The 21,913-nt window shown below is 72.4% G+C and carries 18 protein-coding genes and 2 pseudogenes; 15 read left to right on the top strand and 5 right to left on the bottom strand.

Going from position 1 to position 21,913, the window contains the following annotated elements; genetic code table 11:
* Positions 1–24: 24 nt before the first annotated feature.
* From AC2CHE_RS12365 to AC2CHE_RS12350, 4 genes are all read left to right on the top strand, one after another.
* Positions 25–822, top strand: coding sequence for a GNAT family N-acetyltransferase (locus AC2CHE_RS12365; RefSeq protein WP_484505047.1), 798 nt, complete (start codon positions 25–27; stop codon positions 820–822).
* Complete coding sequence (locus AC2CHE_RS12360; protein ID WP_484505046.1) at positions 819–1,241, top strand: hypothetical protein; 423 nt, start codon at positions 819–821, stop codon at positions 1,239–1,241. The genes AC2CHE_RS12365 and AC2CHE_RS12360 overlap by 4 nt, the downstream gene beginning before the upstream one ends.
* A 124-nt stretch (positions 1,242–1,365) precedes the next feature.
* Positions 1,366–2,145 (top strand): electron transfer flavoprotein subunit beta/FixA family protein, encoded by a 780-nt coding sequence (locus AC2CHE_RS12355; protein ID WP_484505045.1) that lies wholly within the window; start codon positions 1,366–1,368, stop codon positions 2,143–2,145.
* Positions 2,146–2,157: 12 nt separating this feature from the next.
* Positions 2,158–3,117: an electron transfer flavoprotein subunit alpha/FixB family protein gene (locus AC2CHE_RS12350; protein ID WP_484505044.1), complete on the top strand. Its 960-nt coding sequence runs from the start codon at positions 2,158–2,160 to the stop codon at positions 3,115–3,117.
* 103 nt (positions 3,118–3,220) lie between these two features.
* Here AC2CHE_RS12350 and AC2CHE_RS12345 read toward each other — a convergent pair whose 3' ends face one another.
* Entirely contained in the window at positions 3,221–3,976 is a 756-nt protein-coding gene (locus AC2CHE_RS12345; RefSeq protein WP_484505091.1) for an anti-sigma factor, read from the bottom strand.
* Positions 3,930–4,532 carry an RNA polymerase sigma factor gene (locus AC2CHE_RS12340; RefSeq protein WP_484505043.1) on the bottom strand — a complete coding sequence of 201 codons (603 nt, stop codon included), beginning with the start codon at positions 4,530–4,532 and terminating at the stop codon, positions 3,930–3,932. The genes AC2CHE_RS12345 and AC2CHE_RS12340 overlap by 47 nt, the downstream gene beginning before the upstream one ends.
* A gap of 307 nt (positions 4,533–4,839) precedes the next feature.
* Here AC2CHE_RS12340 and AC2CHE_RS12335 point away from each other — a divergent pair, with 307 nt between their 5' ends.
* The 9 genes from AC2CHE_RS12335 (at position 4,840) to gatB (ending at position 17,120) form a co-directional block, all read left to right on the top strand.
* Positions 4,840–6,015: a cysteine desulfurase family protein gene (locus AC2CHE_RS12335; RefSeq protein ID WP_484505042.1), complete on the top strand. Its 1,176-nt coding sequence runs from the start codon at positions 4,840–4,842 to the stop codon at positions 6,013–6,015.
* 50 nt (positions 6,016–6,065) lie between these two features.
* Positions 6,066–7,139, top strand: a complete 1,074-nt coding sequence (gene mnmA / locus AC2CHE_RS12330) for a tRNA 2-thiouridine(34) synthase MnmA (RefSeq protein ID WP_484505041.1) — start codon at positions 6,066–6,068, stop codon at positions 7,137–7,139.
* 175 nt (positions 7,140–7,314) lie between these two features.
* Complete coding sequence (locus tag AC2CHE_RS12325) at positions 7,315–8,313, top strand: methionine synthase (protein WP_484505040.1); 999 nt, start codon at positions 7,315–7,317, stop codon at positions 8,311–8,313.
* Between the two features lie 36 nt (positions 8,314–8,349).
* Complete coding sequence (locus AC2CHE_RS12320) at positions 8,350–8,718, top strand: VOC family protein (RefSeq protein ID WP_484505039.1); 369 nt, start codon at positions 8,350–8,352, stop codon at positions 8,716–8,718.
* Positions 8,719–8,949: 231 nt separating this feature from the next.
* Positions 8,950–11,082, top strand: a complete 2,133-nt coding sequence (ligA, locus tag AC2CHE_RS12315; RefSeq protein ID WP_484505038.1) for an NAD-dependent DNA ligase LigA — start codon at positions 8,950–8,952, stop codon at positions 11,080–11,082.
* Between the two features lie 146 nt (positions 11,083–11,228).
* Positions 11,229–13,661 carry a putative bifunctional diguanylate cyclase/phosphodiesterase gene (locus tag AC2CHE_RS12310; protein ID WP_484505037.1) on the top strand — a complete coding sequence of 811 codons (2,433 nt, stop codon included), beginning with the start codon at positions 11,229–11,231 and terminating at the stop codon, positions 13,659–13,661.
* Positions 13,662–13,829: 168 nt separating this feature from the next.
* Positions 13,830–14,135: an Asp-tRNA(Asn)/Glu-tRNA(Gln) amidotransferase subunit GatC gene (gatC, locus tag AC2CHE_RS12305; RefSeq protein WP_281566361.1), complete on the top strand. Its 306-nt coding sequence runs from the start codon at positions 13,830–13,832 to the stop codon at positions 14,133–14,135.
* On the top strand, positions 14,132–15,607 hold the full coding sequence (gatA, locus tag AC2CHE_RS12300; RefSeq protein WP_484505036.1) for an Asp-tRNA(Asn)/Glu-tRNA(Gln) amidotransferase subunit GatA: 1,476 nt from the start codon (positions 14,132–14,134) through the stop codon (positions 15,605–15,607). The genes gatC and gatA overlap by 4 nt, the downstream gene beginning before the upstream one ends.
* A gap of 13 nt (positions 15,608–15,620) precedes the next feature.
* Positions 15,621–17,120, top strand: a complete 1,500-nt coding sequence (gene gatB / locus AC2CHE_RS12295; RefSeq protein ID WP_484505035.1) for an Asp-tRNA(Asn)/Glu-tRNA(Gln) amidotransferase subunit GatB — start codon at positions 15,621–15,623, stop codon at positions 17,118–17,120.
* 99 nt (positions 17,121–17,219) lie between these two features.
* On the opposite strand, the pseudogene AC2CHE_RS12290 reads toward gatB, so the two are convergent.
* A pseudogene (locus AC2CHE_RS12290) lies at positions 17,220–18,794 on the bottom strand (metallophosphoesterase family protein); the annotation flags it as partial.
* Positions 18,795–18,863: 69 nt separating this feature from the next.
* Positions 18,864–20,087, bottom strand: a complete 1,224-nt coding sequence (locus AC2CHE_RS12285; RefSeq protein WP_484505034.1) for a PQQ-dependent sugar dehydrogenase — start codon at positions 20,085–20,087, stop codon at positions 18,864–18,866.
* A 38-nt stretch (positions 20,088–20,125) separates the two neighbouring features.
* Here AC2CHE_RS12285 and AC2CHE_RS12280 point away from each other — a divergent pair, with 38 nt between their 5' ends.
* Positions 20,126–21,052, top strand: a complete 927-nt coding sequence (locus tag AC2CHE_RS12280) for a 2-hydroxyacid dehydrogenase (protein ID WP_484505033.1) — start codon at positions 20,126–20,128, stop codon at positions 21,050–21,052.
* Here AC2CHE_RS12280 and AC2CHE_RS12275 read toward each other — a convergent pair.
* The gene (locus AC2CHE_RS12275) at positions 21,046–21,423 is read right to left on the bottom strand and encodes a PH domain-containing protein (RefSeq protein WP_484505032.1); all 378 of its coding nucleotides are present in this window, start codon (positions 21,421–21,423) and stop codon (positions 21,046–21,048) included. The two genes, AC2CHE_RS12280 and AC2CHE_RS12275, sit on opposite strands and share 7 nt — an antisense overlap.
* Before the next feature lie 230 nt (positions 21,424–21,653).
* Between AC2CHE_RS12275 and AC2CHE_RS12270 the strand changes: the two are divergent.
* Positions 21,654–21,913, top strand: a pseudogene (locus tag AC2CHE_RS12270) (GGDEF domain-containing protein); the annotation flags it as partial.

Here is a 21,913-nt window from a genome sequence, read left to right as displayed (position 1 = left end):
TTCCGGCGGGAATAGGTTGGGGGCATGACGGATCTTGACCCGACCGCCCTGCGGGCGGCGTACGACAGCCAGCTGCGGCCGGAGCTGCCCGATCCGGTGCCCGACGGCGTCGTGATCGAGCCGGACGGTCCGGTGTTCCGGGTGCGGGGCCTGGATCAGCGGGGCACGGTGACCTATCGCGATCTCGGCGGGTTGGCCGGCGCCGAGCTCGACGCGCTGATCGCCCGGCAGGTGACGGTGTTCGGCGAGCGGGGTGAGTCGGTCGAGTGGAAGCTGCACGGCCATGACGAGCCGGCCGACCTGCCGGAGCGGCTGCACGCCGCCGGCTTTGTGCCGGAGGAGCAGGAGACCGTCGTGGTCGGCCCGGTCGCCCCGCTGGCCTCCGCGCTGCCGGTGGTGCCCGAGGGCGTACGCCTGCGGGAGGTGACCGGGCGCGCGGACCTGGACCGGATCGCGGAGCTGAAGTCGCGGGTGTGGGGGCGTGACCTGTCCGGCCTGGCCGACGGGCTGGCACGGGAGATCGCCGCCGATCCGCAGTCGATCACGGTCGTGGTGGCTGAGGCGGGCGAGACGACGGTGAGCGCCGGTTGGGTGCGGTACCCGGTCGACAGCACGTTCGCCACGCTCTGGGGCGGCTCGACGCTGCCACAGTGGCGACGCAAGGGCATCTACCGTGCGTTGGTCACCTACCGGGCCCGGCTGGCCGGGGCACGTGGCCGGACGCTGGTGCAGGTTGACGCGTCGGACGAGAGTCGCCCGGTGTTGGAGCGGCTCGGGCTCGTCGCGGTCACCACCACCACGCCCTACGTCTACACTCCGTGATCATGAGCCAGCGGCTGACGGACGACGAGATGATGACCCTGAAGACGGGCGCCTTCGGCGCGGTGTTCATGGTCTCCAACGCCGACCCCGGGGTGCTCGCGCTGCTTCGGGAGAGCTTCGCGGCCTCCGAGGCGCTGGCCGACGCCAGTGGCGTGGTGAAAGAGGCGTTGACCAGCGGCCCGCTGCCGAAACTGCCGCGCGACTCGGCGCTGGAGGTGGAGTCGTTGGTGCTGCCGGCGCTGCGCCGGGGCATCGAGATCCTGACCGAGAAGGTCCCGCAGGACGTCCCGGTCTACCGCGCGGTGGTGCTGGCCGCGGCCGATCGCACGGCCAGCGCCCACGACGGCGTTAGTCCGGCCGAGGCCGAGGTGATCGAACGCATCAGGGGCGTGCTGGGCGCCGATGCTACTGACAGGTAACATGACGCCGTGGGCAACCGCACAACAGCCCATGGTTGACCGGACGGCACCGCACGCGCGAGGCTGCGCCCAGATCTCGGGTGAAAAGATCACATAACCACAGCAGGAGGGTCGTCGAAGCGCGATGAACATCGTCGTACTCGTCAAGCAGGTGCCCGATTCGGGCGCGGACCGCAACCTGCGTACTGACGACAACACTGTCGACCGCGGTTCGGCGAACAACGTCATCAACGAGATGGACGAGTACGCCATCGAGGAGGCGTTGAAGATCAAGGAGGCGCACGGCGGCGAGGTGACCATCCTGACCATGGGTCCGGATCGGGCCACCGAGTCGATCCGCAAGGCGCTGTCGATGGGCCCGGACAAGGCGGTGCACGTGGTGGACGACGCCCTGCACGGCTCCTGCGTCGTCGCCACCTCGAAGGTGCTCGCCGCCGCGCTGGGGCAGCTCAACGCCGACCTGGTGCTCTGCGGCTCGGAGTCCACCGACGGGCGGGTGCAGGTGATGCCGCACATGCTGGCCGAGCGGCTCGGCATCGCGGCGCTGACCGGTGCCCGCAAGCTCACCGTCGACGGGACCACGCTGACCGTGGAGCGGCAGACGGAGGAGGGCTACGAGGTGGTCACCGCCTCGACCCCGGCCATCGTCTCCGTGTGGGACACCATCAACGAGCCCCGGTACCCCTCGTTCAAGGGCATCATGGCCGCCAAGAAGAAGCCGGTGCAGACGCTCTCCCTGGCCGACCTGGGCGTGGCCGCGGACGAGGTCGGCTTCGATGGAGCGACAAGCGCCGTGGTCGAGCACAGCAAGCGTCCGCCGCGTTCGGGTGGCGTCAAGGTCACCGATGAGGGCTCCGGCGGCACGCAGCTCGTCGAGTTCCTCGCCACCGAGAAGTTCGTGTGAGGGGTGTGGGACATGTCTGAGGTTCTCGTCGTCGTCGAAGCCACTGCGGATTTCGGCGTCAAGAAGGTCACCCTGGAGATGCTCACCCTCGCCCGTGAGCTGGGCACCCCGTCGGCGGTGGTGCTCGGTGGCACCGGCGCCGCCGAGGCTCTCGCCGGCAAGCTGGGCGAGTACGGCGCGGAGAAGATCTACGCGGCCGAGAGTGACGAGATCGACGGTTACCTGGTGGCGCCGAAGGCCACCGTGGTCGCCGAGCTGGTCAAGCGGGTGCAGCCGGCCGCCGTGCTGCTCGCCTCCTCCCAGGAGGGCAAGGAGGTCGCCGCCCGGCTGGCGGTCAAGCTGGACAACGGCATCCTGGCCGACGTGGTGGGCCTGGCCGCCGACGGCACCGCCACCCAGGTGGCCTTCGCCGGGTCGACGATCGTGAAGTCCAAGGTCACCCGAGGGCTGCCGCTGGTCACCGTCCGGCCGAATTCGGTGAACCCGACGCCGGCCGCGGCCACCGCCGCGGTCGAGCAGCTCACCGTCGCCGTCACCGACAGCGACAAGCTGGCCAGGGTCGTCGACCGGGTGGCCGAGCAGAAGGGCTCCCGCCCCGAGCTGTCCGAGGCCGGCGTGGTCGTCTCCGGTGGTCGCGGTGTCGGCAACGCGGAGAACTTCAAGCTGGTCGAGGAGCTGGCCGACCTGCTCGGCGGCGCCGTCGGCGCGTCCCGGGCCGCGGTCGACTCCGGCTTCTACCCGCACCAGTTCCAGGTGGGCCAGACCGGCAAGACGGTCTCCCCGCAGCTCTACGTCGCGCTGGGTATCTCCGGCGCGATCCAGCACCGGGCCGGCATGCAGACCTCGAAGACCATCGTCGCGGTCAACAAGGACGGCGAGGCGCCGATCTTCGAGCTGGCCGACTTCGGCGTGGTCGGCGACCTGTTCAAGATCGTCCCGCAGGCCGCCGAGGAGATTCGCAAGCGCAAGTGAGTCGTACCCACACAGCCGCCGCCCGCAGTCGTGGGCGGCGGCTGTGTGGTCGGTGGCACATGGGAGCTGATCGGCGGGCCGGGGAGCTGAACCGGCCCGCCGATCAGCCCGTCAGGGAGCCCCGCAGGAGGCTGCCGCCGGAGTGGGCGGTGTTGTTGTCGAACTGCTCGGCCGAGACGTCGACGACCGAGTACTGCCCCAGGTCCACGTTCGGCGGCAGCGGCAGCAGCACGTCGGAGCCGTCGCCGAGCACACCGACCGAGAACATCTCCATGTTTCGCGGGTTGATGAGCCAGACCTCGTAATACCCCGGTACGGCCGGGAGATTCGCCACGTGCAGATGCAACTCGCCGCTGCCCAGCACTCGGGCGTCGCCCCGGGCCGTCGGTGGCGTCGACCCGTACGCCGCCAGCGGAGCGCTGGCCACCACGGTCGGCTCGGCGGGCGTACCGTCGCGCAGCAGGGCGGCCGTGCCGACCACACCGACGGTGGCGGCGGCGACCGCCGTGACAGCCGTCGTGGCGAGCCCGGACCAGCGCCCGCGCCGTGACCGGCGTGACACGGGCGGCGGGTCGGTGGTGACCGGGTCGGCCGGGTCCGGCCGTGGCCGGTCGGCGGCGGGCCGGGGCAGTTCCTTCGCCGCCGTGATCTCCGCCATGATGCCCTGCCAGACGTGCTCCGGCGGGTCGGGCAACTCACGCAGCTCCTGACTGGCGGCACCGAGGCCGGCGACGTGGCGCAGGTCGTCCAACTCCGCCTGGCAGTGCGGGCAGGCGTCGAGGTGGGTGCGGTCGGAGGTGCCCACCTCACTCTCACCGAGCGCCAGAAATACCAGCCGGTCGTGCTCCAGGTGCTGCACCATCCACCTCCCATCTGCGCTTCAGACTTGCCATGCCCCGCCGGATGTGACTCTTGACCGTGCCGAGCGGAACCCCGGTCACTGTCGCTATCTGCTGGTGGGTCAGGTCGTCGAAGAAGGCCAATTCCAGCATGCGCCGCTGTTCGTCCGGCAGCCGTGCCAACTCGTCGGCCACCACCAGCCGGTCGACCACGGTGTCCGGGTTACCGCCGGCGGGTGCCGGCTCGGGCAGTTGGCGTACGGTCTCGACCACCCGGTTCTCCCGGGCCGCGGACCGGAGCCGGTCGATCACCTTGCGCCGGCCGATGCCCAGCAGCCAGCCGACCAGTGAGCCCTTCGCCGGATCGAAGGTCTCCCGGCCGAGCCAGGCGGCCACGAACGTGGCCTGCGTCGTGTCCTCCGCGTCGCTGCGGTTCACCAGCGTGCTGGCGGCCAGGTGGAGAACGGCCCGACCGTAACGGTCGTACGCCTCACGCAGCGCCAGCTCGTCGCCGGCCCGGAAGCGGCGGGCCAACTCGTCCTCGGGTGTGCCCGGTTGCTGCCGGATCCCGGTCACGGGACGGTCCGCCTGGTCGGGGGCATGCCCGACTTTAGCTCGCACCGGTGCCGTCCCCTCTGTCAGCCCAGTGTCTTCTCGGCCTCTCTTCGGCCGCGCGGTGCCCGACGGATGCGGTCACGCCCACGATCACCCCGTTCGTCGACGACACCGCGAAGGTCGCCGGTGACCGTCGGCAACGTGGGGCGGTGGCCGCCGGCGCCCACCGCTACCGGACAACATCGTGGTCACCGCGGTACCGGCCTGACGTCCCGCCAGGCACTCCGGTCTGCGGTCGGCACCGGAGTGGTCGTTAGGCTGAACCGTGATGGCTTACCTGGATCATGCCGCGACCACTCCGATGCTCGACGAGGCATTGGAGGCGTACGTCGCGACCGCCCGCGAGGTCGGCAACGCGTCTGCCCTGCACGCGTCCGGCCGGCGCGCCCGTCGGCGGGTGGAGGAGTCGCGGGAGCGGGTGGCCGCCGCGCTGGGTGCCCGGCCGTCCGAGGTGATCTTCACCGGTGGCGGCACCGAGAGTGACAACCTCGCGGTGAAGGGCATCTTCTGGGCGCGTCGGGCCGCCGACGCCGGGCGACGCCGGGTGATCTCCAGTGCGGTCGAACACCACGCCGTCCTCGACGCGGTGGAGTGGCTGGACCGGCACGAGGGCGCCGAGGTGAGCTGGCTACCGGTCGACGGGGTCGGGCGGCTGCACCCGGACGCGCTCCGTGCGGAGCTGGCCGAACACGGCGACCGGGCGGCGCTGGTCACCGCCATGTGGGCCAACAACGAGGTCGGCACCGTCCAGCGGATCGGCGAGTTGGCCGCCGTGGCCGCCGAGTACGGCGTGCCGTTCCACACCGACGCCATCCAGGCGGTCGGTCAGGTGCCGGTCGACTTCGCCGCCAGCGGCGTCGCCGCGCTCACCGTGACCGGTCACAAGCTCGGTGGCCCGGTCGGGGTCGGCGCGTTGCTGCTGGGCCGGGACGTGGCGGCGGTACCCCTGCTGCACGGCGGGGGGCAGGAGCGGGACGTGCGTTCCGGCACCCTCGACGCGGCCGGCATCGTCGCCTTCGCGGTCGCCGTCGAAGCGGCCGTCAAGGGCCAGCAGGAGTACGCGGCCGGGCTGGCCGTGCTCCGCGACGATCTGGTGCGGCGGGTCCGCCAGGCGGTCCCTGAGGTGGTCTTCAACGGCGACCCGACCGACCGGCTGCCCAGCACCGCGCACTTCTCCTTCCCCGGTTGCGAAGGGGACGCGCTGCTGCTTCTGCTGGACGCGCAGGGCATCGCCTGCTCGACCGGCTCGGCCTGCTCGGCCGGGGTGGCGCAGCCCTCTCATGTGCTGCTGGCGATGGGCGCGGACGACGACCGGGCCCGCTCGTCGCTACGGTTCTCCCTCGGCCACACCAGCACCACCGACGACGTCGACGCGCTCATCGCCGCCCTCCCGGGGGCCGTGGAACGGGCCCGGCGGGCGGCGGCCCCGCGTACGCCCCGCTGAACCCCGGTGGTGGGCGGGGATAGGCTCGATGGGAAGGGAGAGTGGTCCGGGTGAGGGTGTTGGCGGCGATGTCCGGCGGCGTGGATTCCGCCGTGGCGGCGGCGCGGGCGGTGCAGGCCGGGCATGACGTGACCGGGGTGCACCTGGCGTTGGCCCGCAACCCGCAGACCTACCGCACCGGAGCGCGGGGCTGCTGCACGCTGGAGGACTCACGGGACGCCCGGCGGGCCGCCGACGTGCTCGGCATCCCTTTCTACGTCTGGGACATGGCCGACCGCTTCCATGCCGACGTGGTCGACGACTTCGTCGCCGAGTACGCGGCGGGGCGTACCCCGAACCCGTGCCTGCGGTGCAACGAGAAGATCAAGTTCACCGCGGTGCTGGACCGGGCGGTGGCGCTGGGGTTCGACGCGGTGGTCACCGGTCACCACGCCCGGCTCGGCCCCGACGGCCTGCTGCGCCGCAGCGTCGACGCGGCCAAGGACCAGTCGTACGTGCTGGCCGTGCTCACCCGCGAGCAGCTGGACCGCTCGATCTTCCCGCTGGGAGACTCGACCAAGGCGCAGGTCCGGCAGGAGGCCGCCGAGCGTGGGCTCGCCGTCGCCGACAAGCCGGACTCGCACGACATCTGCTTCATCGCCGACGGTGACACCCGGGGCTTCCTGGCCGGACGCCTCGGCGAGACGCCCGGCGACGTGGTCGACGCCACCACCGGTGCGGTGGTGGGGCAGCACGCCGGTGCGTACGCGTACACCGTCGGCCAGCGGCGCGGTCTGCACCTGGACCGGCCGGCCCCGGACGGCCGGCCCCGCTATGTGCTCTCCATCACGCCCACGACGAACACCGTCACGGTCGGCCCGGCGGAGGCGCTGGAGGTCTCGACGGTCCGTGCCACCCGCCCGGTCTGGACCGGTGGCCGGCGACCTGAGGGTCCGATCGAGTGCGAGGTGCAACTGCGCGCCCACGGGGTGGTGGTGCCCGCCGCCGTCACGGTCGACGGCGACACTCTCCATGCCGACCTGCGCCGCCCGGTGCGCGGCGTCGCCGCCGGCCAGGCCATCGTCGCGTACCGCCCCGACCCCGCCGGTGACGTCGTCCTCGGCTCCGCCACCATCACCGACTGACCGCGCCACCGGCCCCCTCGACCCCTCGACCCCTCGGCCCGTCGGCCCGTCGGCCCGTCGGTGGAGGATCGGACACGACGTGCGGCATGTCGGGCCTTCCCGTCGGCGTGGTCGCCCGACATGCCGCAAGCCGTGACCTCGGCGAGGCCAGGATCGCGGGAGGTACCCTGCGGCGGTGAGTGATCAGGGGCTGCCGTGGGGAGCGGGTGCGGCGACCGGGCTGGGATCGCTGCCGGGGACCGACATCGCCGAGGCGCAGCGGGTCGTTCTCGGTGAGCTACCCGACCTGCCCCATCTGCCGGAGCTGCCGGCCCGTGGGCCGGGCGCCGACGTGATCGGGCGTACCGGCGGCCTGCTGGTGGAGCTGCCGATCGAGCTGTACGCGGCGCGGTGGCGGATCGCCCCGCGTCCCGGCCGCGACCTTCGTCGGGCCCGCGATCTGATGGAGCGCGACCTGGACCAGCTCGCCGAGCAGGCCGAGGAGTACGCCGGCCCACTCAAGATCCAGGCTGCCGGCCCGCTGACCCTGGCCGCCTCGATCGAGCTGCCGATCGGCGGTCGGATGCTGCGCGACCCCGGCGCGCTGCGGGACCTCGCCGGCTCGCTGGCCGAGGGGCTGCGCGGCCACGTCGAGGCGGTGACCCGCCGGTTGCCGCGGGCGTCGGTGCTGCTCCAACTGGACGAACCGTCCCTGCCGGCGGTGCTGGCCGGCCGGGTTCCCACGGAGAGTGGTCTCGGCGCCTACCGGGCGATGGAGTCGGGCGACGCCCGTGGGCTGCTGAGCACGGTGGTCGAGGCGGCCGGGGTGCCCACCGTGGTGCACTGCTGCGCCCCGGACGTGCCGCTGGACCTGCTCCGCTCCACCGGAGCGATAGGTGTCGCGCTCGACCTGAGCCTGCTCACCGACCTCGACCCGCTCGGCGAGGCGCTCGACGCCGGGTTCGGGCTGCTGGCCGGTGCCGCGCCGACGACGCCGAGCGGTCGCGCGCCGACCTCCGCCGCCCTGGCCGACCGGGTACGCACCCTCTGGGACCGCCTCGGGTTTCCGCGCCGCCGCCTCGCCGAGCAGGTGGTGGTGACCCCCGCCTGTGGCCTGGCCGGGGCGGACGCGGCCTACACCCGGGCGGTTCTCGCGGCCTGCCGCGACGCCGGGCGGCGGCTGGCCGAGGAGTGAGGTTTCTCGTCGTACCCGTCGGGCACGATGCTCGCCATGATTGGACAGCTGCGTTCGACGGTGATCGACTGTCCCGACCCGCGTGCGCTGGCCGGCTTCTACGCGGAGCTGCTCGGCCTGCCGCTGATCGAGGACAACTCCGACGGCAATGACTGGGTGGTGCTCGGCGGTCCGCCCGGCCACCTGCCCCGGCTGGCCTTCCAGCGGGCCCTCGACCTGCGCCCGCCGGCCTGGCCCGACCCGGAGCGGCCCCAGCAGTTCCACCTCGACGTGACGGTGGACGACATCGAGGCGGCGGAGCAGGCGGCCCTGGCCCTGGGCGCCCGCCGGCTACCCGGCGAGGGCGAGGGCTTCCGGGTCTACGCCGACCCGGCCGGCCACCCGTTCTGCCTCTGCTGGGACTGACCGCCCGGCCTGCCGGCGCCGACCTCAGCCGGGCCGGCAGGCCGACCGTGGTGGTGCGACCGGGCGCTGCGCGGACCTGCCGGCGGTGGGCTGGGCGCTGCGGCCCGGGGTGCGCGGATCGAGTACGCCGATCAACTCGCCGCGCTGGCCGCACGGTTGTCCCAGCCGGGGACTACCGTGCGGAGGTAGCACGATCACGGGAGGTCGACAGCGGTGTCCGGAGGCGGCAGGGTGTCGGAGGAAGCGGTTCCCCAGCAGGTCGATGCGGCGCAGGAGGCCGCCGGCCCCGAGCCGACGCCGCAGGCGCGGGAGCGGCACACCACGCTCAGTCAGGAGCTGACCGAGCACCAGTACCGCTACTACGTGCTCGACGCGCCGACCATCTCCGACGCCGACTTCGACCGCCAACTGCGCGAGCTGGAGGCGCTGGAGGCGGAGTTCCCGGCGTTGCGCACCCCGGACTCACCGACCCAGCGGGTCGGCGGCACGTTCTCCACCGACTTCACTCCGGTCGCCCACGCCGAACGGATGATGTCGCTTGACAATGCCTTCGCCGACGAGGAGTTGGCCGCCTGGGCGGAACGGGTCGAGCGGGACGCCGGTGGCCCGGCGCCCTACCTGTGCGAGCTGAAGGTAGACGGGCTGGCGATCAACCTCACCTACGAGGGCGGCCGGCTGGTCCGGGCGGCCACCCGCGGCGACGGCCGCACCGGCGAGGACGTCACCGCAAACGTGCGCAGCATCCGGGACGTGCCCGGTCGGCTGACCGACTCGGCGGAGTTCGGCCCGGCCCCCGAGTTCATCGAGGTGCGGGGCGAGATCTACTTTCCGGTGGCCGCCTTCGCCGACCTCAACGCCGGCCTGGTCGAGCAGGGCAAGGCACCCTTCGCCAACCCCCGCAACGCGGCGGCCGGCAGCCTGCGCCAGAAGGATCCCCGGATCACCGCCTCCCGCCCGTTGCGCCTGGTGGTGCACGGCATCGGCGCCCGGCGCGGTTACCAGCCGGCCACCCAGTCCGAGTCGTACGCGGCGTTGACGGCGTGGGGGCTGCCCACCAGCGACCGCTGGCGGGTGGTGCCCGACCTGGCCGGCGTCCGGGACTACATCGCGCACTACGCGGCGCACCGGCACGACGTCGAGCACGAGATCGACGGCGTGGTGGTGAAGGTCGACCCGGTGCCCATCCAGGGGCGGCTGGGTTCGACCAGCCGCGCGCCACGCTGGGCGATCGCCTTCAAGTATCCGCCGGAGGAGGTCAACACCACCCTGCTCGACATCGAGGTCGAGGTCGGGCGGACCGGTCGGGTCACGCCCCGGGCGGTGCTCCAGCCGGTCCGGGTGGCCGGCTCCACCGTCGAGTACGCGACCCTGCACAACGCCCGCGAGGTCGAGCGCAAGGGGGTCCTGATCGGCGACACGGTGGTGATCCGCAAGGCCGGTGACGTGATCCCCGAGGTGCTCGGTCCGGTGGTCGACCTGCGCCCGCCGGACGCCCGACCGTTCGTCATGCCGACCACCTGCCCGGCCTGCGGCACCCCGCTCGCCCCCGCGAAAGAGGGCGACGTCGACATCCGGTGCCCCAACTCGCGCAGCTGTCCGGCGCAGTTGCGGGAGCGGGTGTTCCACCTGGCCGGGCGCGGCGCCTTCGACATCGAGGCACTCGGCTACAAGAGCGGCGCCGCGCTGCTCGACGCGCAGATCATCACCGACGAGGGGGACCTGTTCTCGCTCGACGCCGAGCAACTGGCCCGCGCGCCGTTCTTCGTCAACAAGGACGGCAGCCTCGGCGGCAACGCCGTCAAGCTGCTCGACAACCTCGCCACTGCCAGGGAACGTGACCTTTGGCGGGTGCTGGTGGCCCTCTCCATCCGGCACGTCGGGCCGACCGCCGCCCAGGCGTTGGCCCGACACTTCCGCTCGGTCGAGGCGATCGACCAGTCGACCGAGGAGGAACTCTCCTCGGTCGACGGTGTCGGCCCGACCATCGCCGCCAGCATCCGCGAGTGGTTCGCCGTCGACTGGCACCGCGAGGTGGTTCGGAAGTGGGCCGAGGCGGGCGTCCGCATGGCGGAGGCGGCGGTGCAGGAGGGGCCACGACCGCTGGAAGGGGTGACCGTGGTGGTGACCGGCACGCTCGGCGGTTTCTCCCGGGATCAGGCGGCCGAGGCGATCCAGTCCCGGGGTGGCAAGGTCAGCGGCTCGGTGTCGAAGAAGACGGGCTTCGTCGTGGTGGGCGACAACCCCGGCTCCAAAGCGGACAAGGCGGCCAGTCTGAAGGTGCCCGTGCTAGACGAGGAGGGTTTTCAGGTGCTCCTCGACGCCGGCACCGAGGCGGCCCGGCAGGTGGCCCGCGTCGAGGAGTGATGATCTTTACGGCACTCTGCCGGATACCAACTTAATTACGACTACGACCGATTCGTGACTGTCGCGACGGGTAAGTGGGTGCTGGGGGCGTTTCATTGGGGTCACGGCGCGTGAAACCACGGGCCGGTCTCGTGCCGGGAGGTGTGATGGAGTCGCCCGATCCGCGCAACCTCGTCCCGCCCGGGCGGACGGCCCGGTTCCCGACGTTCGTCGCGGCCGTGCTCGTGGTGGCCCTGCTCGTCTCGGCGAACGGGCTGGTGTCGTTCGCTTCGGCCCTGCCCGACCTGCCGGCGGCGTTCTGGACGATGGCGGTGCTCGCCGTTGCCTGCGACGCCCGGCCCTTCCTACCGCCCGGTCGCGGGCAGTCCGCCTCGGCCGTCTTCCCCTCGACCTGCTTCACCTTCGCGATCCTGCTCGGTTGGGGGCTCGGCCCCGCGGTCGCGGTGCAGGCGGTCGCCGTCGTGGTGTCCGGGGTCCGGATGCGGCACACGCACTGGCGGACGGCCTTCAACGCCGGGCAGTACGCCTGCTCGCTGGCGGCGGCGTACGCGATCACCCGGCTCGGCCCCGGCGGGATCTACGACGGTGCGGCGCTGGGCTGGACCGACATCGCCGCGATCGGCGGCGCGGGGGTCGCCTGGTTCGCGGTCAACTACGGGTTGGTCACCACAGCGGTGCGCCTGCGCTTCGGGGAGCGGTGGTGGCCCAACGCCTGGCACGGCCTGCCCTTCGAGCTGCTCTCCACCGGGTCGTTGCTGCTGCTCGCGCCGGTGCTGGTAACCGCCGCCAGGGCTAGCGTCGCCCTGGTGCCGCTGGTGCTGGTGCCCCTGTTCGCGGTCCACCGGATGGCCCGGCTCACCGTGGAGCAGCACCAGTTGGCCGCACTCGACCCGCTCACCGGGCTACCCAACCGCAAGGCGTTGCTGGCTGAGGTCAGCGAGCAGGTGCACCGGCACGCCGAGCGTGCCGCCCGAGGAGAGCCCGAGACACGCCTCGCCCTCCTCCTGATCGACCTGGACCGGTTCAAGAACGTCAACGACGCGCTCGGCCATGCCGTCGGCGACCGGCTGCTGGTGGAGGTGAGCGCCCGGTTGACCGACGTGGTCGCGCCGCCGCAGATGGTCGCCCGGCTCGGCGGCGACGAGTTCGCGATCGTGATGACCGGGCTCACCGGTGTCCATCAGGCCCGTACGCTGGCCGACCAGGTCGTCCAGGCCCTCGCCGAGCCGGTGCCGCTGGACGGGCTGCCGCTGGATGTCGGCGGCTCCATCGGCATCGCCCTGTTTCCGGATCACGGCGAGGACTTCGCCACCCTGATGCGGCACGCGGACGTGGCCATGTACGACGCGAAGCACCGCAACGACACCGTCGCCGTCTACACCGCCGAGTCCGACCACAACTCCGCGGAGCGGCTGGGGCTGCTGGCCGACCTGCGCCGGGTGCTGGAGGCCGGTGCGTCGGCGCGGGCCGACGGGTCCGCGTCGACCGAGGCGACCACCGTGCGCGGTGGGGACGGCGCGGTGCTGCGCACCTCCGCGCCGCTAGAGGAGCCGGCCGGCATCCGATGGTGGAGTCGGCGGCGACGTCGCCCCCGGGTGCTGCGCCATGACGACGAGCTGATCGCCCGGATCATCACCGGCGCGGACCCGACCCTGCGCCGGACGGCCCGGGACGGGGGTTCGGGTGCTGCGCCGGCCGACGGTGCGGTGTGGTCCGAGACGCGTGGGCACCCGGAAATCGGCGGTGGCGGAGCGGATCCCGGCGGCGACCGCTCCGACGCCGAGCCGGGCACGGACGCGGGCGAGATCATGATGTACTACCAGCCGCAGGTCGCCATCGCCACCGGAGAGGTGGTCGGGGTGGAGGCGTTGTTGCGCTGGCGGCACCCACGCCGGGGGATGGTCGATCCGGAGGAGCTGATCCGGGTCGCCGAGCAGAGCGCGGTGATGCGGCTGCTCACCCGCCGGGTCGTCGACGACGTGGTGGAGCAGCTCGCCAAGTGGTCGGCGGCCGGCCTCGGACTGCGGGCGGCGTTGAACGTCAGCGTGCGGGACCTGCACACCGGTGAGATCGCCGACCAGGTCGCCGATCGGCTCGCCCGCTACGGCGTGGCACCGGAGCGGCTGCAACTGGAGATCACCGAGGGCGCGCTGATGGCCGATCCGCGTCGGGTGCTGACCACCATCACCCGGCTGCACCAGGTCGGGGTGGGCATCGCGCTCGACGACTTCGGCACCGGCTACTCCAGCCTTCAGCACCTGCGCCGGCTGCCGCTGTCGGAGGTGAAGGTCGACCGCTCGTTCGTCCTCGGCATGGCCGACGACGCCGACGACGCCGCGATCGTCCGCTCGACGATCGAGTTGGCCAGGGCGCTGGGGCTGCGGGTGGTGGCCGAGGGCGTGGAGGACGAGCGGACCTGGCGGATGCTGCACGCGGCCGGCTGCGACGCCGCCCAGGGCTGGTTCTACGCCCGGCCGATGCCGGCGGAGGAACTGGTCGCCTGGCTGGCCCGGTACCGTCCGCTCCGCCCGCTGGGCGGCCACGACGAGGCGGAGATTCCCCGCCGGCACGCCCGCTGATCGCAGCGGCGCCGGTCGGGCCGGGACCAGCCGGGCCGGGTGCCGGGGAGGCGGCAACGGTCGGCCGGGCGGGAAACAATAGACTCGCTGACGGTCACCGCGCGTCGCGTACCCGGCAGCGGTGGGCGCAGGTCAGGCAGACGCAGCACAGCCACGAAGGGGGCACCGATGGCCGCCATCTCCCGCGAGGAGGTCGCGCACCTCGCGCGACTGTCGCGGCTCGCCGTGACAGAGGAGGAGTTGGACACCTTCGCCGGTCAGCTCGACGTGATCCTCCAAGCGGTCGCGCAGGTGGGCGAGGTCGCCGCCGCGGACATCCCGCCGACCTCCCACTCGGTGCCGCTTACAAACGTGCTCCGCGAGGACGTCGTGTCGCCGTGCCTGACGCCCGAGGAAGCGTTGTCGGGTGCCCCCGACGCGGAGGAGCAGCGGTTCCGCGTACCGCGGATCCTGGACGAGGATGTGGCCTCATGACCGACGTCACCGCAATGACCGCGACGCAGATCGCGGGGCTCGTCGCCACCGGCGCGGCCTCCGCCGTCGAGGTCACCCAGGCCCACCTGGACCGGATCGCCGCCGTCGACGGCCGGGTCAACGCCTTCCTGCACGTCGACACCGAGGGCGCGCTGGCCGCCGCCCGCGACATCGACGCCCGCCGGGCGGCCGGCGAGGAACTGGGGCCGCTGGCCGGTGTGCCGGTCGCGGTCAAGGACGTCTTCACCACCAAGGGGGTACCGACCACCGTCGGGTCGAAGATCCTTGAGGGCTGGCGTCCGCCGTACGACTCGACGATCGTGGAGCGGCTGCGCGCCGCCGGCACGGTGATGCTCGGCAAGACCAACATGGACGAGTTCGCCATGGGCTCCTCCACGGAATACTCGGCGTACGGGCCGAGCCGCAACCCGTGGGACACCGACCGCATCCCGGGTGGTTCCGGCGGGGGAAGCGCGGCGGCGCTCGCCGCGTACGAGGCGCCGCTGGCGATCGGCTCGGACACCGGCGGCTCGATCCGCCAGCCCGGCGCGGTCACCGGCACCGTCGGCGCGAAACCCACCTACGGCGGCACCTCCCGGTACGGGCTGGTGGCCTTCTCCTCCTCGCTGGACACTCCCGGCCCGTGCGCGCGTACCGTGCTCGACGCGGCGTTGCTGCACGCGGCGATCGGCGGGCACGACCCGCGTGACTCCACCTCCATCCCGGCCCCGGTGCCGGACGTGGTGGCCGCGGCGAAGCTCGGCGCGACCGGCGACCTGAGCGGGGTGCGGCTGGGCATCGTCACCGAGTTCGGCGGCGAGGGCGCGGAGTCGGGCGTGACGGCCGCCTTCAACGAGGCCGTCGACGCGCTGACCAAGCTCGGCGCGGAGATCGTCGAGATCTCCTGCCCGCACTTCCGGTACGCGCTGCCGGCGTACTACCTGATCGCGCCCAGCGAGTGTTCCTCGAACCTGGCCCGCTTCGACGGCGTCCGGTTCGGGCTGCGGACCGGCGACGACGGCAACCGGTCGTTGGAGGAGGTCATGTCGTTGACCCGGGAGGCCGGCTTCGGTCCCGAGGTCAAGCGGCGCATCATGCTCGGCACGTACGCGCTCTCCTCGGGCTACTACGACGCCTACTACGGGCAGGCGCAGAAGGTGCGTACGCTGATCACCCGGGACTTCACCGCCGCGTTCGAGCGGGTCGACGCGCTGATCTCGCCGACCTCCCCGTTCGTCGCCTTCCCGCTCGGCGCGCGCACCTCCGATCCGTACCAGATGTACCTGGCCGACCTGTTCACCATCCCGAGCAACCTGTACGGCGGGCCGGGCATCTCGGTGCCGTGCGGGCTCTCCGACGGGCTGCCGGTCGGCTTGCAGGTGATGGCCCCGACCATGGCCGACGACCGGATGTACCGGGTCGCCGCCGCGTTGGAGAGCGCCGTCGGCACGTTCACCCCACCGGCACTGTGAGGCAGGAGCACGGATGACCACGACACTGCCCGCGTACGACGAGGTCGTCGCGCGCTACGAGCCGGTGATCGGCCTGGAGACCCACGTCGAGCTGGGCACCAACACCAAGATGTGGTGCGGCTGCCCGACCGACTTCGGTGGCGAGCCGAACACCCGGGTCTGCCCGGTCTGCCTCGGCCTGCCCGGCTCCCTGCCGGTGGCGAACAAGGCGGCCATCGAGGCGACCGTCCGGATCGGCTTGGCGCTGAACTGCTCCATCGCGCAGTGGTGCCGGTTCGCCCGGAAGAACTACTTCTACCCGGACATGCCGAAGAACTTCCAGATCAGTCAGTACGACGAGCCGCTCTGCTTCGACGGCTACCTGGACGTCGAGGTCAACGGCGAGCTGGTGCGCATCGGCATCGAGCGGGTCCACCTGGAGGAGGACACCGGCAAGACGCTGCACGTCGGCGGCGCCACCGGTCGCATCCACGGCGCCACCGAGTCGCTCGTCGACTACAACCGGGCCGGCATTCCGCTGGTCGAGATCGTCACCAAGCCGATCCCCGGTACCGGCGCGCTCGCCCCCGAGGTGGCCCGCGCGTACGTCACCGAGCTGCGGGACGTGATCCGCTCGCTGGGCGTCTCCGACGTGCGTATGGAGGAGGGCTCGCTGCGCTGTGACGTCAACACCTCGCTGAACCTGCCCGGCGAGGAGTGGGGCACCCGCACCGAGACCAAGAACGTCAACTCGCTACGGTCGGTCGAGCGGGCGGTCCGCTCGGAGATGCTGCGCCAGGCGTCCGTCCTGGAGGCCGGGGGTCGGATAACCCAGGAGACCCGGCACTTCCACGAGGAGACCGGGGACACCACGCCCGGCCGCTCCAAGGAGACCGCCACCGACTACCGGTACTTCCCGGAGCCGGACCTGGTGCCCCTCGCACCGGACCCGGCCTGGGTCGCCGAGTTGAAGGCCGCCCTGCCGGAGCTGCCCCGGCTGCACCGCCGTCGCCTCCAGGAGACGTGGGGCCTGTCGGATGCGGACATGCAGTCGGTGCTCAACGCCGGTGCTGTCGAGTTGATCGAGCAGACGGTCGCCGCTGGCGCCTCGCCGGCCGCCGCCCGCAAGTGGTGGCTCGGTGAGCTGTCCCGGCGGGCCAACGAGACCGGTGTGGAACTGGCCGACATCGGGGCAACCCCGGCCCAGGTCGCCGAGCTTCAGGGCCTGGTCGACGCCGGCAAGCTCAACGACAAGCTGGCCCGTACGGTGCTGGAGGGCGTGGTCGCCGGTGAGGGCTCGCCGACCGAGATCATGACCAACCGCAACCTGGAGGTCGTCTCCGACACCGGTGCGCTCACCGCGGCGGTGGATGAGGCGATCGCCGCCAACCCGGCCATCGCCGACAAGGTCCGCAGCGGCAAGGTGGCCGCCGCCGGCGCCCTCGTCGGCGCGGTGATGAAAACCACCCGAGGCCAGGCCGACGCCCAAACCGTCCGCACCCTGATCCTGGCCCGCCTCAACCCCCAACCCTGACCCCCCCAACCCCCCCACCCCCCCCCCCCCCCCCCCCCACCACACACCCCCCCCCCGGGTGGGGGTGGGGGTGGGGGTGGGGGTGGGGGTGGGGGAGATGGTGGGGGTGGGGGTGGTGGCTAGGGGTGTGATGGGGGGAGGGGCGATGACGGTGCGTTCGAGGTTCACCTGGGCCTGGCCGGTGCCGCCCACGGTGATGTCGTCGTACGCCTGGAGTCGCTTCTCCTGGTCGAAGTAGAGCACCGTCATCGCCAGCGGGGTCGGCTCCTCCTGCTCCAGCCCGCGCAGCCCGGCACCGCCGGTCGAGCCCTGCACCATCAGCGTGGTGGGCTGCTGACCGGGCACCTCCGGCAGCGTGTTGATCCGCCGGTCGTGGGTGTGCCCGGCGAGTACCAGGGGGGTGGTGCCGGAGAGTGGACCGGCGGCGGCCGGGTCGTGCACCAACGCGATGTCGACCGGCCGGGGGGAGCTGCGGATCGTGGCGGCCAGCTTCTCGCCCGTCGTGATCAGCTCGTCGGCGGTGGGTTGGTTCAGCCCTCCGCTGGCCGGCGAGGTGCTCTTGTCCGGGGTGAAGCGGGGGTCACCGATGCCGGCGATGGTCAGCCCGGCGACGGTGGTCGTGGTGTTGTCCAGCACGACCGCGTTGGGCTGGCGGGCCACCGCCGCCGCAGTACGACCCGAGTCGTGGTTGCCCCGGATGTACACGTACGGCTTCTCCAACAGGCTGATCGAGCCGACGTAGGACGCCTCCGGCTCGCTGCCCCAGTCGGTGATGTCACCGGTGTCGATCACCACGTTGATGTCGAACTGCTCGGTAACGGTCCGGACGAGCTGCCAGGTGCTCGGGTTGAGGTGCAGATCGGAGATGTGCAGCACCCGGGTGGTGCCCGGGGCCGGCTCGTACACCGGCAGCGCCGACACCGTCGTGTAGAGCTGGGTGACGTTGCCGATGAGCCGTTGGAGCTGCTCGGCGTACCGGGTGTAGTCGTCGGCGATCTTGCGCACGTCGCCGACGATGGCCGGGGCGTTGACCAGCAGTCCCTCGTACCGGGGCTCCTCGATCGACTCGGGCCGGACGGTCGCCGCGGCGGTGCCCAGGCTGCTGGCCGTGATCAGCAGCGCCAGGCCGCCGGCCCAGGCCGCCCGGCGGGTGTCGCGGAACACCAGCAGCGCCAGCACCAGGGTGGCCAGAACGGCGGAGCCGACCGTGCGCAGGCCGAGCCGCATCACCCCCTCCCGAACCTCCTCGACCGCCGACTGGGTGGCCCGGTTGAGGTTGGCCGGGTCGCCGATCAGCGCCTCGACCCGGCTCTGCTCCAGCGCGCCCAGCTCCACGGTCAGCTGGGTCGGCCCGTCGTGGCTGTTGAGCAGCAGCGAGCCCAGCGGCGGGATGTCGACGGTGGTGCCGCCGTCGGTTGTCGGTGACACGGAGAGCCGGGCGTGGAACGGCCCGATGTCGGTGCCCACATTCCCGCCCGCCATGACACCGGCGAGCACGCCGAAAAGCGTCACGACCAGGACGGCCCCGGCGGCGGTGAAGCGGCGCAGGCCCGGCTGCCACCCCCCGTCGGTGCGCGATGCCGAACGTCGCGTCAGGGGGAAACGGCGCGGCCGACCAGGGGTCGTGTCCCCACCCCGGTCGCGACGCGGCTCGTCGTTCTGCTGTCCATCCATGCTGAGATTCTGACCTGCCCGCTGAAGGATCTTGAAAAACCTGGGATGTCTCGTCGAGTGACCGACGAATCAGCTGCGACCGGCACCGCCACCGGCGAAGACGAGGCGCAGCAGCCGGTCGTCCTCGGGCGCCGGCCGGCCCCGCCCGTCGTGGTTGGAGGTGCTGACCCAGAGCGAACCGTCCGGCGCGGCGGCGATGCCGCGCAGCCGACCGTATCGTTCGGTCAGCAGGGCCTGCGGCTGACCGAGGACCGTGCCGGTCTCGGTCAGCTCGACCAGCCAGAGTCGTTGACCGCGCAGGCAGGCGGTGGCGAGCATCCGTTCCACCGCGGCCAGGCCGGAGCAGGACGCCTCGTCGGTCGACCACTGCACGATCGGGTCGACGTACCGGTCGTCGTCGCCGCGTCCCTCCACCTCGGGCCAGCCGTAGTTCTTGCCCTTGATGATCTGGTTGATCTCGTCCCAGGTGTTCTGGCCGAACTCGACGGCGTACATCCGGTCGCCGGACCAGGCGATGCCCTGCACGTTGCGGTGACCCAGGGACCAGACCGGGGAGTCCGGGAAGGGATTACCGGGAGCCGGCTTCCCGTCCGGCGTGATCCGCAGGATCTTGCCGCCGAGTTGCTTGACGTCCTGCGACTGGTCGGTGTCACCGGCGTCGCCGGTGCTGGCGTAGAGCTGCCCGTCGGGACCGAACGCCAGGCCGCCCCCGTTGTGGATGCCCGCCTTGGGGATGCCGGTGAGGATCGGGGTCGGCGCCTCACCGAGTCGCAGCCGGGCGACCCGGTTGTCCCGTTCGGCGGTGTAGTAGACGAAGACCGTCCGGTCCTGGGCGAATTCTGGGGAGACCGCGATGCCCAGCAGGCCACCCTCACCCGCGGCGACCACGTCGTCGATGGTCTGCACCTCGGTGACCTTCAGACCGTCCGCGGTCGACCCGGGCCCGACCTGGACGATGCGGCCACTGTCGCGTTCGGTGACCAGGGCGCCGCCGTCGGGCAGGAAGGCGATCCCCCAGGGCACCCGCAGCCCCTGGGCGAGCACGGTGGCGACAACCTCCTGGTCGCCGTTGTCGGGGGTGACCGTCGGGCTGGGCAGGTTCGGCGGCGCGCCGGCCGGGTCGGCTTCCGGGTCCCCGAGGCTGCAACCGCTGGCAACGAGCAGCAGCGTCGCGCAGGACGCCACGAGGGCGCCACGAATCTGACGGGCGCGGAGGTACGGGGGAGCACTCACCCGGCCCAGAGTAGCCCGCGCGTGCCGGGCCCGGGGAAGGCGACGCCGTGCTGCCCCCATCGGCTGCTCGGGCTGCGTCGACGCCTATCGTCGGCGGGATGAAGGTATGGATCCCGCACGAGGCCGGCCACGCCCTGCTCGGCGAGCTGCCGCCGGAGGTCACCGTCGAGACGATGGAGGATCCGGCGAAGCTGCCCTCGCCGATGGCCGGCGTCCGATTCTGGGTACCGCCCTTCCTGGCCGGCGAGGACGCCGTGGCCGTGCTGCACGAGCTGCCCGACCTGGCGGTGGTGCAACTGCTCTCGGCCGGCGCGGATGCCTGGGTGGGCCGGGTACCGGCGGGTGTCACGCTCTGCGACGCCCGTGGGGTGCACGATCCGTCCACCGCCGAATGGGTGGTCGCCGCGATCCTTTCCCAGTTGCGTGCCTTCCCGGCGATGGTCCGGGCGCAGGCTCGGCGGCGGTGGGCGTACGACGAGGTGGCCCCGACCGACGAACTGGCCGGCAAACGGGTGCTGATCGTCGGTGCGGGGTCGATCGGTACCGCGTTGCGGCAGCGGCTGACGCCGTTCGAGGTGGAGTTCGTGATGGTGGCCCGGACCGCCCGGCCCGAGCAGGGGGTGCACGGCGTCGACGAGCTGTCGCGACTGCTGCCGCAGGCCGACGTCGTGGTGCTGCTGGTGCCGTTGACCGAGCAGACCCGGGGGCTGGTCGACGAGACGTTCCTCGCCGCGATGCGGGACGGTGCCCTGCTGGTGAACGCCGCCCGGGGGCCGGTGGCCCGGACCGACGCCCTGGTCGCCGAGCTGGCCACCGGACGGATCTCCGCCGCGCTGGACGTGACCGATCCGGAGCCGCTGCCCGCCGACCATCCGCTCTGGGAGCTGCCGAACGTGCTGATCACTCCGCACGTGGCCGGCTCGGTGCGGGGCCTGCTGCCCAGGGTGTACCGCCTGGTCGGTCAGCAGATCCGACGGTTCGTCGCCGGTGAGCCGCCGCGCAACGTGGTGGTGGACGGCTACTGATCCGCGTCGGTGACGTCGCGCCCGGCCGCCGCCACCAGCCGAGGCAGGTCCGCACCACGCACGGCCGGGAGCACGAACCATCGGCCGTCGTCGAGCTGGGCCACCGCCCGCCCGCGCGGATCGGCGGCCAGCTCGACCACCTGCTCCCAGGAGAACCGGCGCTCTCCGGCGAGCGCCCGTACCCGTAGGCCACGGGCGTCGGCGTCGGTGCCGGCCCGCCAGGCCCAGACGGCCACCGCCAGCGGCACCAGCAGCACCGGCAGCAGATAGGGGTGGGCGCTGGCCAGCGGCAGGGCGCCGATGGCGGCGACGATCGCCCCGACCAGGATGGCCTGGTTGTGCCGAAATCGTGCGGTGTCGGTGCGAGGCATGACCAGATGATCCCACCCGGATCGAGGCGGCCGGCGGTGGGCCGAGTTAGCGAGCGGCACGAGCGCCGGGCGGAACCAAGTGCTGTCGACCTTGACACGCAGTCGCCGTGACCCGACTCACTGTCGACTGGCCGTCACTTCCCGCCGAGCGACTCGTTTATCGAGGGTGGGCGGTGGACCATGTCCGTCGTCCGCGCACCGCCCCGTGCCCCCTCACGAAGGCGACCGTCGTGCCCGTCGCGTCTGTGTTCCGTGCCGCCCCGTTGCGGGCCAGCGCACACCGTCCCCTCCTGCCCGAGATCTGCGTGCTCGCGGTCACCGCCGTGCTGATCGCCCTCGGCACCATCGGTCCGGTTCCCGCCCTCGCCGTGGTGGCGCTCGCCGGTGCGGCCGCGTCCACCCTGGCCGGGGTGCGGCTGTCCCGGCTGTCCCTCGACCCCGGCTCGCCGGCCGGTGGCCCACCTGCCGGCCGGGTGGCCCGCCGTCGGGC

Source organism: Micromonospora sp. ATLC16, assembly GCF_057196645.1.
The sequence above is the reverse complement of the archived record's forward strand: the minus strand, read 5'-3'. Positions and strand labels throughout refer to the sequence as shown.

Excerpts from the sequence above, each read along its gene's own strand:
- AC2CHE_RS12365 (WP_484505047.1), top strand. The coding sequence starts at position 25 with ATGACGGATCTTGACCCGACCGCCCTGCGGGCGGCGTACGACAGCCAG.
- AC2CHE_RS12355 (WP_484505045.1), top strand. The coding sequence starts at position 1,366 with ATGAACATCGTCGTACTCGTCAAGCAGGTGCCCGATTCGGGCGCGGAC.
- AC2CHE_RS12350 (WP_484505044.1), top strand. The coding sequence starts at position 2,158 with ATGTCTGAGGTTCTCGTCGTCGTCGAAGCCACTGCGGATTTCGGCGTC.
- AC2CHE_RS12335 (WP_484505042.1), top strand. The coding sequence starts at position 4,840 with ATGGCTTACCTGGATCATGCCGCGACCACTCCGATGCTCGACGAGGCA.
- AC2CHE_RS12320 (WP_484505039.1), top strand. The coding sequence starts at position 8,350 with ATGATTGGACAGCTGCGTTCGACGGTGATCGACTGTCCCGACCCGCGT.
- AC2CHE_RS12310 (WP_484505037.1), top strand. The coding sequence starts at position 11,229 with ATGGAGTCGCCCGATCCGCGCAACCTCGTCCCGCCCGGGCGGACGGCC.
- gatC (WP_281566361.1), top strand. The coding sequence starts at position 13,830 with ATGGCCGCCATCTCCCGCGAGGAGGTCGCGCACCTCGCGCGACTGTCG.
- gatA (WP_484505036.1), top strand. The coding sequence starts at position 14,132 with ATGACCGACGTCACCGCAATGACCGCGACGCAGATCGCGGGGCTCGTC.
- gatB (WP_484505035.1), top strand. The coding sequence starts at position 15,621 with ATGACCACGACACTGCCCGCGTACGACGAGGTCGTCGCGCGCTACGAG.
- AC2CHE_RS12285 (WP_484505034.1), bottom strand. The coding sequence starts at position 20,087 with ATGGGGGCAGCACGGCGTCGCCTTCCCCGGGCCCGGCACGCGCGGGCT.
- AC2CHE_RS12280 (WP_484505033.1), top strand. The coding sequence starts at position 20,126 with ATGAAGGTATGGATCCCGCACGAGGCCGGCCACGCCCTGCTCGGCGAG.
- AC2CHE_RS12275 (WP_484505032.1), bottom strand. The coding sequence starts at position 21,423 with ATGCCTCGCACCGACACCGCACGATTTCGGCACAACCAGGCCATCCTG.